General features: G+C 59.6%; 11 protein-coding genes and 1 tRNA gene. 7 read left to right on the forward strand and 5 right to left on the reverse strand.

Going from position 1 to position 16838, the window contains the following annotated elements:
* Positions 1–30: 30 nt before the first annotated feature.
* Positions 31–1041, reverse strand: a complete 1011-nt coding sequence (locus CLU84_RS02535; protein WP_099735793.1) for a tripartite tricarboxylate transporter substrate binding protein — start codon at positions 1039–1041, stop codon at positions 31–33.
* 142 nt (positions 1042–1183) lie between these two features.
* On the opposite strand from CLU84_RS02535, the gene arsC reads away from it, so the two are divergent.
* From arsC to CLU84_RS02570, 7 genes are all read left to right on the forward strand, one after another.
* On the forward strand, positions 1184–1564 hold the full coding sequence (gene arsC / locus CLU84_RS02540) for an arsenate reductase (glutaredoxin) (RefSeq protein ID WP_099735794.1): 381 nt from the start codon (positions 1184–1186) through the stop codon (positions 1562–1564).
* A 294-nt stretch (positions 1565–1858) separates the two neighbouring features.
* The gene (locus tag CLU84_RS02545) at positions 1859–3400 is read left to right on the forward strand and encodes a Do family serine endopeptidase (RefSeq protein WP_099735795.1); all 1542 of its coding nucleotides are present in this window, start codon (positions 1859–1861) and stop codon (positions 3398–3400) included.
* A gap of 277 nt (positions 3401–3677) precedes the next feature.
* Complete coding sequence (locus tag CLU84_RS02550; RefSeq protein ID WP_099735796.1) at positions 3678–5213, forward strand: ATP-binding cassette domain-containing protein; 1536 nt, start codon at positions 3678–3680, stop codon at positions 5211–5213.
* Between the two features lie 51 nt (positions 5214–5264).
* Positions 5265–5669, forward strand: a complete 405-nt coding sequence (locus tag CLU84_RS02555; RefSeq protein ID WP_099735797.1) for a hypothetical protein — start codon at positions 5265–5267, stop codon at positions 5667–5669.
* Between the two features lie 195 nt (positions 5670–5864).
* Positions 5865–6524, forward strand: a complete 660-nt coding sequence (locus CLU84_RS02560; protein WP_099735798.1) for a response regulator transcription factor — start codon at positions 5865–5867, stop codon at positions 6522–6524.
* Positions 6521–7894: an ATP-binding protein gene (locus tag CLU84_RS02565; protein ID WP_099735799.1), complete on the forward strand. Its 1374-nt coding sequence runs from the start codon at positions 6521–6523 to the stop codon at positions 7892–7894. The genes CLU84_RS02560 and CLU84_RS02565 overlap by 4 nt, the downstream gene beginning before the upstream one ends.
* Positions 7895–8038: 144 nt before the next feature.
* A complete protein-coding gene (locus CLU84_RS02570) occupies positions 8039–9064 on the forward strand; it encodes a sensor domain-containing diguanylate cyclase (protein WP_099735800.1) in 1026 nt (341 codons plus the stop codon).
* A gap of 75 nt (positions 9065–9139) precedes the next feature.
* Here CLU84_RS02570 and CLU84_RS02575 read toward each other — a convergent pair.
* The 4 genes from CLU84_RS02575 to CLU84_RS02590 all read right to left on the reverse strand — a co-directional run bounded on the left by CLU84_RS02575 (position 9140) and on the right by CLU84_RS02590 (position 16835).
* Positions 9140–9214: transfer RNA gene (locus CLU84_RS02575), tRNA-Arg, on the reverse strand.
* A gap of 197 nt (positions 9215–9411) precedes the next feature.
* Positions 9412–13734, reverse strand: a complete 4323-nt coding sequence (locus CLU84_RS02580; protein WP_099735801.1) for a translocation/assembly module TamB domain-containing protein — start codon at positions 13732–13734, stop codon at positions 9412–9414.
* A 2-nt stretch (positions 13735–13736) separates the two neighbouring features.
* Positions 13737–15527 carry an autotransporter assembly complex family protein gene (locus CLU84_RS02585; protein ID WP_099735802.1) on the reverse strand — a complete coding sequence of 597 codons (1791 nt, stop codon included), beginning with the start codon at positions 15525–15527 and terminating at the stop codon, positions 13737–13739.
* A gap of 120 nt (positions 15528–15647) precedes the next feature.
* Positions 15648–16835: a VWA domain-containing protein gene (locus tag CLU84_RS02590; protein WP_099735803.1), complete on the reverse strand. Its 1188-nt coding sequence runs from the start codon at positions 16833–16835 to the stop codon at positions 15648–15650.
* Between the last annotated feature and the right edge of the window lie 3 nt (positions 16836–16838).

The raw sequence follows: 16838 nt of genomic DNA on the forward strand, positions 1-16838 counted from the left end.
AGCTGCGTTTTGTTTGGTGGACGGGCAGCCTCAGAGAGTCATCTTGCTATCGATAATCACCTTGCGCCAGCGTGCCAGGTCCTTGTTGATCAGGTCGGCAAACACTTTCGGCGTGCTGGGCATGGGCTGAGCGCCTTCGTTTTGCAGGCGCTCCAGAATGGCCGGACTTTTAAGTGAAGCATTAATCTGCTGATTGATCTTGGCCACCACATCGGTCGGCATGTTGGCGGGGCCGACGACTCCATACCACTGGTCTGCTTCAAAGCCGGGCAGACCCGCTTCAGCCACCGTGGATACATTCGGCAGAGCCGCGATACGCTGTGGCGATGACACGGCAATCGCCTTGATCTGCCCGGCACGAATTTGCGCCAGCACTGCCGGTATGCCCGTGAACAAAGCCTGTACCTGGCCCGCAACCAGATCATTGACGGCAGGGGCTGTGCCTTTATAGGGAACATGCTGCATCTTGAGCCCTGCTTGCAGGCTCAGATAGGCCATGGTCATGTGCGCGGCACTGCCGTTGCCGCCCGAGCTGAAATTCACCGCTCCGGGGTTGGCTTTGACGTAGCTGATGAACGATGCCAGATCAGTGACCGGCAGCGAGGGGTGAACCACCAGCACATTGGGCACGCGCGCCACCCAGGCCAGCGGCGTGAAGCTCTTGATGGGGTCGTAGGGCAGCTTGGGGTACAGCGTGGGGGTGATGGCCAGCGTGCCCACATGCCCCATCAGCAGGGTGTAGCCATCTGAGCTGGCCTTGGCCACGCGATCGGCGCCAATGCTGCCACCTGCGCCAGCCACATTCTCTGGCACCACGCTCTGACCCCATGCCGTGGTGAGCTCATGGCCGATGGCGCGCCCCAGAATGTCTGCCGAGCCTCCGGGAGTGAACGGGATGACCATGCGTATGGCCTTGCTGGGGTATTTCGTCTCTTGCGCAAGTGCAGAGCCAGCGAATCCGCTCAATGCGGTGGCTGTGGCCCATTGACTCCATTGGCGGCGGCTCAGAGTGAGTTGAATTGGTGCTTGAGAATCAGGCATGTTGTCTCCTTATTGTGTTTTCAGGCATTTTTCAATCAGTCTATGGGAACAGCTGCACACGTGGTTCTGGCCTGGGCGGCATAGCAGCTATGCAGACCTTGCCGGAGCACAAGCTCATGCGCAGGCTCGCTAAACTGCAGCCATGACAACAAGCACTGAAACCCCTGTGAATCGCCCCGATATCACCATCTTTCACAACAACCGTTGCAGCAATTCGCGCGGTGCGCTGACGCTGCTGCGCGAGCATGGCATTGAGCCCAATGTCGTGGATTACATTGCCACACCGCTCACGGCGCCTGAACTGTCCGAGCTGGTGGCGCATCTGGGTGTGCCGGTGCGAGATTTGCTGCGCAGCAAAGAAGCGCAGTTCAAAGAGCTGGGGCTGGACAACGCTGCTGTCAGCGATGTGCAACTGATCCAGGCCGTGGCTGCGCACCCGGTTTTGCTCAACCGCCCGATTGTGGTGACGCCCAAGGGGGCCAAGCTTTGCCGCCCGCCAGAACTGGTGCTGGAGTTGATCTGAGATTGGCAAGGTTCAGTTGAAAATAAGCTGAAGCCCTTTGCAGATAATCGAAAGTAGCTTCTGATTTAGTAGCGTTTTGCAAATATCGACGGCCTAAGAGTCGCTAACACCACCCTTGATACGTCGTTATTTCGCCTTGCCGTACGCTTGTACTGCCTGCGGCTTCATGCCTCGTCTCAACCGCAAATCTGCGATTTGCTGGGTGGTGTTATCACCTCTAAGTCTGGCCTAAGTCTTGACGTTCAAACTTCCCTTCAACAGGCACCGATACGGTGTTTATTTGAAAGGATTGCCATGAACACGATTTTGTCTACTCCCCGTCGATTGGTAATGGCTCTGGTCGCTGCCGGTGCGATTGGTGCACTGGGTGCGACTGGTGCCGGTCTGGTGGGTACGCGCAGCGCAGCACAGGCGCAAGCTACTCAGGCTACAGTGTCTGCACAGCCTGCAGCGCTTAATCTGCCTGCGGTCAATGCTCCTAATTTTGCAGATATCACGGCGCGCAATGGTGCGGCCGTGGTCAACATCAGCGTGGTCGGCTCTTCGCGTTCCATGCGTGAGGAAGAGGGCGATCAAACCAGCGAGCGTCAGCAGCAGGGTCAGGGCATCAGCCCCGATGATCCCTTCTTTGAATTCTTCCGCCAGTTCGGCATGCCCGGCGGCCCTGGCTCTCGCGGCATAGGTCCACGTGCGCAGCAGCCTGATACGCCCATGCGTGGCGAAGGCTCAGGCTTTATCGTCTCCAGCGATGGGGTGATTTTGACCAATGCACACGTGGTGCATGGCGCCAAAGAGGTGACGGTCAAGCTCAACGACCGGCGCGAATTCAATGCCAAGGTGCTGGGGGCTGATCCCAAGACCGACGTGGCCGTGCTCAAGATTGATGCCAAGAACCTACCCACGGTCAAACTGGGGCAGACCAGCCAGTTGCGCGTGGGTGACTGGGTGCTGGCCATCGGCTCGCCATTCGGCTTTGAAAACAGCGTGACAGCTGGCGTGGTCAGCGCCAAGGGCCGTTCGCTGCCTGATGATTCTTTTGTGCCTTTCCTGCAGACCGACGTGGCCATCAACCCCGGTAACTCGGGTGGCCCGCTGTTCAATGCGCAGGGCGAGGTGGTCGGTATCAATAGCCAGATCTACACCCGCTCGGGCGGATATCAGGGCGTTTCCTTTGCCATCCCGATCGAGGTGGCAACCCGCGTGCAGCAACAGATTCAGGCTACGGGCAAGGCGCAGCATGCCAAGCTGGGCGTGAGCGTCCAAGAGGTCAATCAGGCCTTTGCCGATTCCTTCAAGCTGGACAAGCCTGAAGGTGCACTGGTCGCCAGTGTTGAAAAGAACGGCCCGGCCGCCAAAGCGGGGCTTGAGCCCGGCGATGTGGTGCGCAAGGTGGATGGCCAACCCATTGTGGGGTCGGGCGATTTGCCCGCTGTGATCGGTCAGTCCATGCCCGGCCAGAAGGTGACGCTGGAGGTCTGGCGCAAGGGTGAAGCCAAAACCCTGAACGCGACCTTGGGCGATGCCAGCGAGAAGGCCGTCAAGACCGCCAAGGCCGCCGCAGATGAAGGCCACGGCAAGCTGGGTCTGGCTTTGCGCCCCCTGCAGCCTGAAGAGAAAAAGCAGATCGGTGTCGATGCCGGTTTGCTGGTAGCTCAGGCCAGCGGCCCTGCTGCAGCGGCAGGCATTACCGAAGGGGATGTGTTGCTGTCCATCAACGGCGTGGCGGCTGGTGATGTGGATGCGGTGCGTGCGGCAGTGGCCAAGGCCGACAAGACCGTTGCAGTGCTTATCTGGCGTGATGGCAACAAGATTTTTGTGCCGGTACGACTGGGTTAATTCATCAGCTTGGGTAGATAAAACAGCACCTGTTTTCAGGTGCTGTTTTCTTTTTTATGTTTTATTGATTTAAAACAAAAGCAATTTGAATTGGTGGCGAATCAATGGATTTCCCCATCACATTGACTTGTTTTGAGAGATGGCGAATCTTCAAGCATGTAATGTCAGAGGCTGTCGGTCCGACGCATCTATTTGCCTGATGCAAGGCCTTTGATGACGATTCGTGACCGCAATCAATCATGACGGCCCTCGGTGCAGGCGCTGCGGGGAGACTTCTTTGGAACAGCAACACAGTCTGCAGGTGCAAGGCCTGGGGGTGTCATATGGCCCGCGCGTCATTCTGGCGGAGGTGGATTTCGCGCTGCCAGCGCATGGCGTGACCGCGCTGCTGGGCCCTGCAGGCACGGGTAAATCCACACTGCTGCGCACACTTGCTGGGTTGAATACGCCCAACCCGCGTTTTCGCTGCTGGGGACAGGTGTCTTATGCTCAGCAGCCGCTGAACATGCCTTTGACGGCTGATGGCGCACAAGCCCTGCCGCGGCTGGTGCAGCAGCATGCCCGCCTGATGCGTGCCAACACGCTTGATGCGTTGATTGAAATGGCGCGCCAGACCGAGCAGCGATCGCCGCTGGAGTGGCGCAACTGGGTCACCGCACAGCTGCAAAACTACGGCTTTGCCGAGCTGGCGCAGGCGCTGGACAACCCCACCATGCTGCTGAGCAGTGTGCAGCAACGGGTGGTGGCCATCTTGCGCGAGGCATGGGCCAAACCGGCGGTGCTGATGGTGGACGAACCCACGGCGGATCTGGAAGGCTACGAAGCCTTTTTGCTGCTCGATGTACTAAAGCAAATTGGTCAGCAAAGCAGCGTGCTGCTCGTCACGCATCAGCAGCAACACGCGCAGGCTGCAGCGCAACAGATGCTGCTGCTGGCTGGCGGCAGCATTCAAGAAGCCGCCAGCATGGCCGACTTTATGCACCGCCCCATCAGCGCTGCGGGCCAGCAATTTTTGCGCAGTGGCAGTTGCGCTATGCCTATGCCCGGCACGCCGTTGCAAGAGCTGGCCGACGATGTACTGCCCCCGCCCCCTTTGCCAGTGGCTGCGCTGGCCGCCATTGCTGAATTTGCGCAGCAGCCGGTTGCAATGATGGAGTCTGTGGCGCAGGTTGAGGCAGTGCCTGAATTCGAGTTCGAACCCGTGGTGGCTCAAGCTGAATTACCGGATGCGAAGGATGCAGCGCCTGCACCAGCTTCCGCCTATCAGCCGCGCCCGATCAATGCAGCCGTGCTGATGGAAATGCAGCCCTTAGTGGCTGCTGAAAATGCCGTCGCTGCGAGTCGCGGCCCCAATGGCTTTGCCTGGCTGGTACCGGGTCGCCTTGCGGGAACACCCTGGCCGGGTGTGGTGCATGACATGGATATGGACCTCAAGGCGCTGAGCCGCTGCGGTGTGACCATGCTCATTACGCTGACGGAAAAGGACTTTCCGCAAGATGCTCTTGCCCGCCATGGGCTCAAGAATTTTCACCTGCCGGTCTACGACCATGAGTCGCCGACCGTCGCACAGGTACAGATGCTGCTGGCGCGTATGTCGGCGGCCATGCGCCGCGGCGAGGTACTGGCCGTGCACTGTCTGGCGGGACTGGGGCGTACCGGTACCGTGCTGGCCGCATGGATGGTGCGTGAAGGCCTGACCGCAGAAGAGGCTCTGCGCCGTGTGCGTTTGATTGACGCGCAATACGTGCAATCCGAAGCGCAGGAAGCCCTGCTCTATGAATACGAAAACGCGCTGCTGCTGAAGATGGGCTGATGCCCGAAGTGCCGCGCGCCGCTGAATTGAAATTAAAGAAGTGAGAAAACAATGAGTTTGGATTCTGTATTGACACAGGCTGCGGCCTCTGTGCCTGAATGTCTGGCTGCTGGTTATGTGGATGCGGCCTCGGGCATGCTGCTGTCGATTCGCACCGTGGATTCGCATCCACGTGAAGTGATTGATCTGGTGGCTGCAGCCACGGCTGATTTGTTTAACGGCCCCAATGTGTCCATGATCGAGACGCTGTTCAAGCGCTCGCGCGGTATCAGCGATGACGGCCACCATTACTTTCAGGAAATCATCATCAACAGTGACAACCTGATCCACGTCTTTTTGCGCAGCAAGAACGTGACGGACTACGTGGCCGTCTTTGTCTGCCGCCGCACAGCAAATCTGGGCATGGCGCTGACCAAGGCGCGTATGGCGATGCCGGGGATTGAAGCGGCGGTTTGAATTGACTATCCCCTGAGCGGCTAGGCCGCTTCCCCCAAGGGGACGACAGCCTCGCTGCGCGGCGATGCTTGCTGTCTCTTGCTAAAGGGCGCGCCAGTTTTAAACGGTGCGCTCTTTGCTTTTCTGAGATGCGATGGCTATCTCGAATACTGGAGCGGCTATGCCGCTTCCCCCAAGGGGCGCTATCCTTGCACCATGCGTTTACTGCTTGTTGAAGATGACAGCATGATTGGTCAAGCCGTGCTTAGCTTACTGCGCGGCGATGGCTATGTGGTGGACTGGGTGCAGGATGGCGCTCAGGCCGATACGGCCTTGCACGGCCATCAGTACGATCTGGTGCTGCTCGATCTGGGTTTGCCCAAGCTCGATGGCCTGCAGGTGCTGCGGCAGTTACGGGCGCGCAAGGATGCGACGCCGGTGCTGGTGGCGACGGCGCGCGATGCCGTGCGTGACCGCATTGCCGGCTTGGATGCCGGTGCGGATGATTACGTCATCAAACCATATGACATGGATGAGTTGCAGGCTCGCATTCGCGCGCTGACGAGACGTGCTGCCGGGTATCTGGATGAGGTGTATGAACACAACGGAATCATGCTCAACCCCAACACCCGCGAGGCCAGTGTGAACGGCCAGCCCGTCATGCTTTCTGGGCGTGAATGGGCGGTGCTGCAGGCGTTGCTTGCAAGACCGGGCAGCACGCTGTCGCGCCAGCAACTGGAGGACAAACTCTATGGCTGGGGCGATGAAGTCAGTAGCAACGCGGTAGAGGTCTATATCCACGGTCTGCGTAAAAAGCTAGGCGCGGCAGCCGTACTCAATGTGCGCGGCCTTGGCTATATGGTGCCAAAACCATGAGTACGCGCAGCACCCCATCCATGCTCAGATTGCCCGGCTCGCTGGGGGCACGTTTGCTGCTGTTTATTGGTGCTGCCATTGTGCTGGTGGCGGTACTGCAGGGCGCATTGGCCTATCGCAATGCACTGGAGCAGACCGATGCGCTGTTTGACTATCAGATGCAGCAAACCGCCCTTGCCTTGCGCGCAGGGCTGCCGGTTGATGCCAGAGGGCGTCCACAAGGCACGTCCCCTGAAGATGAAAACAACGAATTCATTGTTCAAGTCTGGACCAATGAGGGCTTGAGAATTTTTGAATCTGCGCTGGGCGATGCGCTGCCGCAAATGGCGGTGCTGGGCTTTGCCGATGTGCCAGCGCGCGGCACCATTTATCGCGTGTTCTCGCTGCAGACCCGATCGCAAGTGATTCAGGTTGCGCAGGACATGCGCGTGCGCCAGTTGCTGGCGCGTGAGGCCGCCTGGCGCAGTCTGTTGCCCGTGGTGCTGCTCTTGCCGCTGCTGGCGCTGGCGGTGTGGTGGGTGATTCACCAGTCACTCGCCCCTGTGCAGCGCGTGCGCCATGAGCTGGCGGCGCGCAAGCCACAGGATCTGGCCCCCGTCTCCATGGATGGTCTGCCCGATGAAATACGCCCGCTGTTGCATGAGCTCAACAGTCTGCTGCAGCGCGTGCAGCAAGCGTTTGAAGCTCAGCAGCACTTTGTGGCTGATGCCGCGCACGAGTTGCGCTCGCCGCTGGCGGCTTTGCAGTTGCAATTGCAGGCCTTGCGCAAAGCGCCTGATGAGACCGCGCAAGAAGCGGCGCAAGAACAGCTTGCCGCAGGCATTGAGCGCGCCAAGCGGCTGGTGGAGCAATTGCTGGCGCTGGCCAGGCAGGAGGCAGCGCAGACCGCAGTAGGCGAGGGCCGGCAAGAAGCGGATTTGCGAGCTCTGGTGGAGCAGGCATTGGCTGATGCGGCGCAAGCGGCGCAGGCAAAGGGGTTGGATATGGGCTTGAGCGAAGACCCGCAGATGCAAACCTCATTCAGCGTACCTGCGGATGCACAGGCGCTGGCTGTGCTGCTGCGTAACCTGCTGGATAACGCCATCAAATACGTGCCCGCAGGTGGCAGGGTCGATGTGGGCTGGCTGCAAGACAACCACGGCCGTGCACTGGTGGTTGAAGACTCTGGTCCAGGCATTCCGGTGGCCGAGCGTCAGCGTGTGTTGCTGCGATTTGTGCGCGGGGCGGATGCAGGAGGCATGGCAGGCGGCAGTGGTCTGGGGCTGGCCATTGCTCAAAGTATTGCGCAGGGCTGCGGTGCTCAGCTCTTGCTCGATGAGTCCCCAGCGCTGGGTGGGCTGCGTGTCAGAGTCTTGTGGCCTAAGGCTTAGTCCGACAAACGATTACATCAAAACAGGGCTGTTACATCTTGAGGCAGGTAGCATGATGGGGCACAAGAAGTCCCTGCGATGTTCGGCTTGTACCGTACGTGGTTATCCCTATTTTTTGATTTCGTTTGTATTAGAGGTCGCACGATGATATCGATTGTTCAGCGTCTTTCCCAAACCGTGACGGCTGCACAGACGCTTTCTGCGTTCACGCGGCCCCTGCTGAAAATCATGATCGAAGTCACTGAGTTGGAATCAGCTTACCTCACCACCGTGGATGAAGCCCGCGGCGTGCAGAACGTGCTGTACTCCCTCAATACCAGCCAGATGAACATTCCCGAAGGGCTGGAAGTCCCTTGGTCTGACACCCTGTGCAAGCGTGCTTTGGAAGAAGGCCAAACCTTTACCAACAATGTGCAGGAATGCTGGGGCGACTCGGATGCGGCACGGGCTCTGGATATTCAGACCTATGTCAGCACGCCCGTGCGCTTTGGCAGTGGACAGCTCTACGGCACACTCTGTGCCACCAGCAGAACGTCCCAGTCCATCAGCGGCGAGGCGGAAGATGTGCTGCGTCTTTTCTCCAAAATCATTGCCGGCTTTGTTGAGCGCGAGCAACTGGTGCGATCTCTGCAGCGCGCCAATGAAGAGCTTGCTTCGCTGGCCATGCTCGACGCCTTGACAGGCTTGCCCAACCGGCGCTGCGTTACGGAAGAGCTCAACCGCGTCATCGTCCATTGCTGTCGTTCGCGTGAATGGGTGCTGGTCGGCTTTATCGATCTGGACGACTTCAAGCAGATCAACGATCAGTTTGGTCATGAGGCCGGTGACTCTTTGATGCGCATTTTGGCCGAACAGCTGAGAGTATCCATGCGCGGCTGCGACATGCTGGCCCGCTTTGGCGGCGATGAATTTGTCATGGTCGGCATTGGTCCGCAACTTCAAGAAGACGGTGATGCCGTGCTGGAAGATTTGAAGAGCCGCCTGTTCAGCGCATCAATCGCCTGCGTGGAACTGTCCGACGGCAGCAAGATTGACTATGCTGGTGCCAGCGTCGGCATGGTTTGTCTGATGCCCGACAGCACCGATGTGGATGACGCCCTGCAAAAAGCCGATGCCGCCATGTACAAGGTCAAGGCCTCACGCAAACAGCTGGAAGTGGTCGCTACTTGAGACGAGCCTGGACGATGTGAATGGCCTGACGTTTTCCAGATAATAAAAAAGCACCTCGATAAGGTGCTTTTTTATTGGTATCCCGGAGTGGAATCGAACCACTATTTATTTCTTAGGAGGAAATTGTTCTATCCATTGAACTACCGGGACAACTGTTTGGGTTGCAAATAGATTTGCAATCTGGCTTGAATTCTACCCGCGTTGCAGCGCTCCCAAAGGCTTGGCTGGACTGAGCCTTGTCAAGCCACCAACCCAGCGGCAGTCGCAAGGGGTGGCGCGCTGGGCTGATTATCAATTCTCATAGCTGTAAGCGCTTATTGGATAAGCGCTATAGGCCTTTTTTATGCTCAATCCTTGCGCACGGTATAGACGATATCCAGCGCGCTGGTCATGCCAGTCTGGGCGCGCAGTGTGACGCTGCGGGACAGGTCATAGAAGATGTAGATGATGCCCATGGCCCCCGACAGGCTCTGCTCATAGGTCAGGTACAGCTTGTCTGACAGGCGCTTGCCCATGGTCAGCGCTGCGCCTGATGCATCGCTGCCATCGCCACCGCTTTTGAAGCCAACCTCATCCAGCCCCAGGCTGCCTGCAATCTTGCCGCTACTGCTGTTGCCGCCCGCCAGCAAAGCCATGGCGGCCTGCTGCAACAGGGCGCTGCTGGCACCGCCAGAAGCCGGGTCACGGCCCATGACGACCCAGGAGAGCTTTTCTGCATCGGGCAGGTCAGGATCTGAATACAGCAGCACGCGGGGCGCGCTGGCCGTGCCCAGCACCTGTACACCGGCCTTGACGGCGATGTTGGGGCGCAGGGCCAGAATGTCCAGCGATGGGTTGTTGTAGGGGCCGTTGAAGCGGATCAGACCGGTTTCTACATTGAGTGATTGTCCCCATGCACGGTAGCGGCCTTGCTCGGTGCTGATTTCTCCGGTAACGCTGGGCGGGCCGCCCACATAGCTGGCGCCTTTGACCTCCAGCTGGCCGAGCAGACGGGTGGTGATGCCAAAACCTTGCAGCGCAAAGTCGCGGCCCATATTGAGCTTGACGAGAATGTCTGGCACTTTTCGTGGTGTGGCGCGTGCCTGGTCTTTGCGGATTTCGCGCTCGGCGCGCAGGCGTTCTTCCTCCTCGGCCTTGCGTGATGCGGCGGAGCGCACGACCACGTCTTTGTCCAGTGATGGCGCAGATTCCTCGGGCAGGATGATGGATGCACGGTCAACGGTGAGATCACCGCGCAGCGTGAACTGGCCTTGTTCAAGTTTGGCCTGTAGATCGCCGGAAACGCTGACTTGGCGGTCTGCGCGCACCAGCACCTGCAGCTTGCTGGCCTTGGCCTGCAAATTCATGCTCATGCCAGACCCGGTGCCTTTGCCAGGTGGTGTGAACTGGGCGTAGCCGGTACCGGTCAGCAGGCCGCCATCTTCAGGGGCGCTGGTCAGGTTGCCGCTGTAGCCCAGAATGCGCGAGTTGCTGCCTTTGCCGCCCTTGAAGCGCAGCTCGGTAATGTCCAGCCGCGTGCCTTGCAGCTTGGCGTGCAGAATGCCGTCGCGCAGATCCACCCCGTCGAGCAGAGACAGAATGTTCAGCGCATCGGCCTTGATATTGCCTTGCCACTGCGGGTCTTGCAGATTGCCGCTGATGGTGGCATCGGCCGCCAGAGTTCCCTGAATGCGCCAGCCCGGCGGGGCAAACAAGGCCCAGATGCCCATGTCAGGCATGTTGGCGCGCAACCGGCCTGACAGGGGGGCTGTGGCGGGTAGCGTCCAGCCGCTTTGCTGGTAGCTGAGCTGGGTGCGCAGGTCGGCGTTGATGGTGCCTGCGCGCTCGCTGTCCCACAGTAGCTTGGCGTTGACCTGGCTGCCTTGCGCCTGCACGGTGAGGCGAATGTCTTTGATGCGCGCGCGCATGCCTGCGCCACTGATCTTGCGGGTGCGTGTGGCGCTCGCACGGTTGGCGGTGGGGCCGGTACTCTGGACGACGGTGGTGCTGGAGCCATCGTCCACCGCCAGCCGCAAATCGCCCGCAGCGCGCTCGACCGTCAGGTCGGCCTTGAGGTCTTTACCCAGCGTGTCCAGATTCCAGCTGCCGTTAAAGCTCAGGTCGCCGGACAGACCTGCGGCCTCCAGCGGCGGGTCATCATCGCCCAGGCTGAAGGCATCTAACCATGCCAGCGGAATGCCCAGCGCCTTACCGGCACTGCGCACGCCCAAAGTGCCACTGCCGGTGCGGGTGACAGAGCTCTCGTCCCATGCCAGCTGCACGGGTGCCAATGGCTCGGCGCTGGTGCGGCGCATGCTCAGCTTGGGCGGCGTGATTTGCAGCTTGCCCGCGCTGAACTGGTAGACGGTGTTGAGCACGGTATTGCCGCTGGTGCGCTGCGTAATCTGCACGGGTGCACCGGGCTGCAGTTGCACGGCCCACGGGCCGGGTTTGTCGTTGCCGGGTTTCAACTGGGCTTGCAGCTTTTCAAGACTGGCTTGCCAGTCCAGCGGTGCCGTGCCTTTGCCGCCCGTCAGGCCGGCTTGCAGGGCGGTGTCGATCTGCACGCTTTTGCCGGCTTGCTGTGCCTGCGCACTCAGCTCGATTTTGGTGCTTTCGGGGCTGCCGTTCAGGGACAGTCGCAGGGCAGGGATGACGATGGCTTGATCGGCCATCGTGCTCGCTGGCAGATAGCGAATCTTGTCGCCTCGCAGCTGGGCTTGCATTTGCAAACCGCTGGCTGGGATGGGTGCACCATGGGCCGCGCTCAAGCGTTGAAGCAGGTTTTGCCAGCCGCCTTGCAATGCCAGTTGTAGATCGGCAGAGCCATCGAGCTGGGCACCGGCCAGCGGATCTTTGATGCCCGGCAGCTTGCGCAGCCACTGCGTGAGGCTGGACATGGACGCCAGCTGCAACTGACTTTGCACTTTGCCGCTGTCAGGGCTCATGTGTCCATCCAGATTGAGCTGAGCGCCGGGCACGGTGGCTTTGAGCTGGGCCTTGGCCTGCTGGGTTTCGGTGTTGAACTCCACAGCCTTGGCGTTGATGCTGGCCTGCATCGCTTCGAGCTGCAGTTTTTCCAGCTGCAGCAGCGGTGCCTGCCACTGGCCGTTGGCGGCCAGCGTCTGAATGCGCAGCGCCTTGCCAGCAGGCTTGCCTGTGGCATGCAGGTCAACGGAGAAGGCTACGGCAGGGGCGGGTTGAGGTTCCTCCTGATTAGCCGGGTTGACGGGGACGGGGGGGGGCAGTGTCTCTGCCTGCAGCGAACCTTCCAGCGGTGCGGCTTCCAGGCTGCTGAGTATGTCTGCGGGGTTGAGCTGCGAGACTTGCAGCTTGCCGTCAAACATCTGGCCCACGGGCACATAGCGGCCTGCCAGCTTGATCTGGCCTTTGCCAATATCGAGCTGACCGTCATCCACCCGCCACTGGCTACCGTCGAAGAGGATCCTGGCCTGCAGCTGTTGCAGCGGCAGGCGTTGCTTGTCCCAGGGGCCGGGCAGGGTGTTGGTGAATGCGGTGCTCAGCATCCAGATCTGCTGGGTGTCGTTATGTGACTGAGATGGCTGACCAACGGTCGTGGCTGAGTCTGTCGAGACTTGTGCCTGACCGGTGCCAGCGCTTAGCTCACCAGACAAAGCCGTGCGCGGGCCCTGAGGCCAGAAGGCAGCAACGTCCAGATTTTTGAGTAGCGCCTTGGCAGACAGCAGTGGCTGCGATTGCCATGGTGCGACGCTGGCTTCAATATCGGCCAGCATGGGCTGGGCATCCAGCGGTTTTTGCTCTGATTTTTCTAGCTGCTTGCGCTTGTCATTGGCTGGTTTTGATGCATTTTTATCGTCAGATGCTTTTGCATCAGCCGCTGCAAGCTCTTGTTTTTGTATCTCTGCCTCAGCGTGAGCCGTGATCTTGAGTTGCGCTGCTTCAGTCGCCAGCGTGCCTTCAATCTGCGCATTGGCCAGCACGTCGATCAACGACGGTGCGGCGTCGCCCTGTTTAGCCTCCAATGGATTGGGGGTCTGGAGCTTGCCTTGCAGCTCGATTTTGGTCTGCATGGGCGCAGCGCCCTGAATGCGCGCCAGCATCTGGTAGTTGCCATCTGCGACCTGCAGGCTGCGAATCTGCAGATCGTGGTGGCTGCCGGTGTATTCATAGATGCCGTTCAGGTTTTGCACCACGGCTTCTGGCGGACCTTGCCAGATGATTTGATCGATCTTGAACGGCAGCTCGATCTTGATGGGCAGCATCAGCGACTGCAGTGGCTCGCTGGGCTTTTTCTCGGGGTCGGGGGTGCTGGCAATGCGTACTTCGGCGATATGAACTTCACCGAGCTTGAGCGTGCGCGCCAAAATCAGTGGCCTGAATTGCCAGCCGATCTTGGCGTCCTTGACTTCAACCTTCATGGTCGGGCTTTGCCACTGCAGCCAGCCAATATGGCCGCCATTCTTGAGGCTGCCTGAAACCTCTTTGGCCACCAGCGTCTGATTGGCGGGCAGCCAGCCAGCTACGCGCTGCAGGGTCTGGTTCAGAGAATCGTCTTTGCCAATCCACCACAGCAGGCCGCCTACGGCCAACACGATGGCCAAAAATGCTGCGGCGAAAGTCCAGCCCAGTGCGCGCAGCCAGCGACGACGCTTGAGGGGCACTGATCGGGCGGGTGCTTGGGTGGGGGTTGAGTTGTCTTGTTCTGCCATGCTTAAAACGTGAAGCCAAGGCGCAGGTGCAGGCGCAGTTTTTGTGCCTGCGCACCCCAGGCGATATCTGCTTGAATCGGGCCGACCGGGCTTTTCCAGCGCATTCCAGTGCCTATGCCTACGCGCGTGTAGAGATTGTTGATTTCATCGCCCACGGTACCTGCATCGATGAACAGCGTGTGTTCAAAATCTTGCGTGTTGCCCTTGATGGTGATGGGGCGCTGCCACTCCACACTGCCCATGGCTAGGTAGCGGCCTGCAATCACTCGCCCGTTTTCGGTGCGTGCGCCAATCGATTGATAGCCGTAGCCGCGCACCGTGTTGTCGCCACCGGTCAGAAACATGACCGTGGTGGGCAGGTCCACATCTTTCTTGGCCAGCGCGGCACCCACGCCTACCTTGAGCTGCAGGCGGCTGCGGCGGCGGGTTTCTTCATCGCGATCGCCCACCGGTATCAGGCTGAGCCAGCGGCCCGTGATGCGGCCAAAAGGCGAGCGTTGTGGGGTCAGTGTGGTACCGATACCGGCTTCTGCGGCCAGTCCAAAGCCGGATGTGGGCAGCAGGTTGTTGTCGAAGTAGCGAGCCGTCCAGCCATAGTTTGCCAGCAGCGATGAGGCACCGGGCGGCGCACCGTCGCCCTGAGTTTTGGCGTAGTCGTATTGCAGATAGAGATTGCGCTCGATACGGTCTTCTGCCTTGCTGCGGCCAAAGCGCATTTGCGCGCTGTTGGTGTAGAAGTCGCCTGCAGGCGCACGCTCCAGCTTGCCACCGGCAAACCAGCGCCACAGGTCTTCACCCGGCAGGCCCACCAATTGGGTGGAGATCAACGGGTTCTTCTTGTCGATCTGCAGCTTGCTCACGGCACGCCAGTCCAGACCGGGCACTTTGTTATAGGTGTGATCGATGGACAGGCGTGGCCCGGTGTCGGTGCTCAGACCCACACCGAACACCCATTTCTGCAGCTTTGCCTCGCGCACCTTGGCAATCACCGGCGAGGTGACGGCTGCACCTTGATTCTTGCGCTGCTCGTCGCGCTGCGCTTCGGTATCGGTCTGCAACGGGGAGTCCGCCAGCGAGAGAAACACCGAGTCATAGTAGCCGCTACTGACCAAGCGCTGCTGCGCATCGAGCATGCTTTGCTGGTCGTACTCCTGCCCCTGGGGCAGGCGCCCAATGCGGGCGATGCGAATGGGGTCGTAGCGCTCGGCGCCTTCAATCTGCAGCGGGCCAAAGGTGTAGGCCGGGCCGGGGTCGTAGGTGACGTTGACCTGCGCCTTGTTGGTGTCGGCATCCACATTGGCCAGGCTGGTGTCTATGCGTGCCAGCGGGTAGCGGCGTTTTTGCAGCTCTTTGAGGCCACCGCTCTTGGCACTGCTCCACGCCGATTGCGAGAACTGCTCGCCCGCTTGCAGCGGCCAGTTCTCTTCAATCTGCAAGCGCTGCGAGGTGCCCAGCTCATCGCTGGCGTTGACACCCGTAAAGCGTACTTCAGATTTTTCAATCACCGTGGGCGGGCCGGGGTCAACCTTGACCACGACCTTGCGCGGCGTGTCTTCATCGGGTGTATCGGTCAGCTCTACGGTCACGCTGGGGCTGAAGTAGCCCATCGTTCCAATCAGCTCGCGCACATTGGCATCGGTTGCGCCCAGCAGGCGCGTCAGCTCGCGGCGCTGCAGATCAGGCTGGTGGCGAAAGCGTTTGAGTTCGAGGTGCTGCTCCAGCAACGCACGCACTTCTTTAGGCGCATCAACCTCAAGAGTGAAAGCCGCAGGGCCGCTGGTGTCTATGCCCATGGCCTCTGCTTCTTTGTCTTTAGGGGACAGTAGGCTGCAACCGCTGAGAATCAAAGCGGCTCCCAAAAGCAAAGTCGGCTTCAAGGCCGACTTTTTTACAAGCAATGTCTGGAGCATTACTTATTTTGACAGCATACGCATGGCGTCTTCTAGACCCTTGAGTGTCAACGGGTACATACGGTCACCCATCAGTTGCTGAATGACGCTGATGCTCTGGCGATATTGCCATACGCCTTGCGGCTCGGGGTTGATCCAGGCGAAGCGCGGGAATGCGTTGGTCAGGCGTTGCAGCCACTCGGCACCGGGCTCTTCGTTCATATATTCGACCGAGCCACCGGGCTGCAGAATCTCGTACGGGCTCATGGTTGCATCGCCTACAAAGATCAGCTTGTAGTCCTTGCTGTACTTGCGGATGATGTCCCACGTAGGGAACTTCTCTGCGAAGCGGCGGCGATTGTTCTTCCACATGAAGTCGTAGACGCAGTTGTGGAAGTAATAGAACTCCAGGTGCTTGAGCTCGCCTTTGACGGCAGAAAACAGCTCTTCCACTTTCTGCACATGCTCGTCCATGGTGCCGCCCACATCCATGAGCAGCAGCACTTTGACGTTGTTGTGCCGCTCGGGAATCATCTTGATATCGAGATAGCCCGCATTGGCTGCCGTGGCGCGAATGGTGTCCGGCAGGTCCAGCTCAAGCTCGCTGCCTTGACGGGCAAACTTGCGCAGGCGGCGCAGTGCCACCTTGATGTTGCGCGTGCCCAGCTCCTGCGTATCGTCATAGTCGCGGTAAGCGCGCTGCTCCCACACTTTGACGGCGCTCTTGTTGCGGCCCGGCCCGCCAATGCGAATGCCTGCGGGGTTGTAGCCGCCATGGCCAAACGGGCTGGTGCCGCCCGTTCCAATCCATTTGTTGCCGCCTTCGTGCCGCTCTTTCTGCTCTTCAAGGCGTTTCTTGAGCGTCTCCATCAGCTCGTCCCAGCCCATGGCTTCAATCTTGGCCTTGTCCTCGGGGCTGAGTTCGCGCTCCAGCAGCTTTTGCAGCCAGTCTTGCGGAATCTCTTTGGTTAGATCGGCCAGCATTTCTACGCCTTTGAAGTAGGCTGAAAAGGCTCGGTCGTATTTATCGAAATGCTTTTCATCCTTGACCAGAATGGTGCGGCCAAGGTGGTAGAAATCATCGAGACTCCAGCAGTCTTCGCTCTTGGGGCCGATGATGCCTGCGTCCAGCGCTTCGAGCAGAGCCAGAAACTCTTTGACCGAGACCGGCAGCTTGGCTGCACGCAGTGTGTAGAAAAAGTCGATCAGCATTAA

The sequence above is a fragment of the Comamonas sp. 26 genome, from assembly GCF_002754475.1.
Lineage (GTDB): Bacteria > Pseudomonadota > Gammaproteobacteria > Burkholderiales > Burkholderiaceae_C > Comamonas.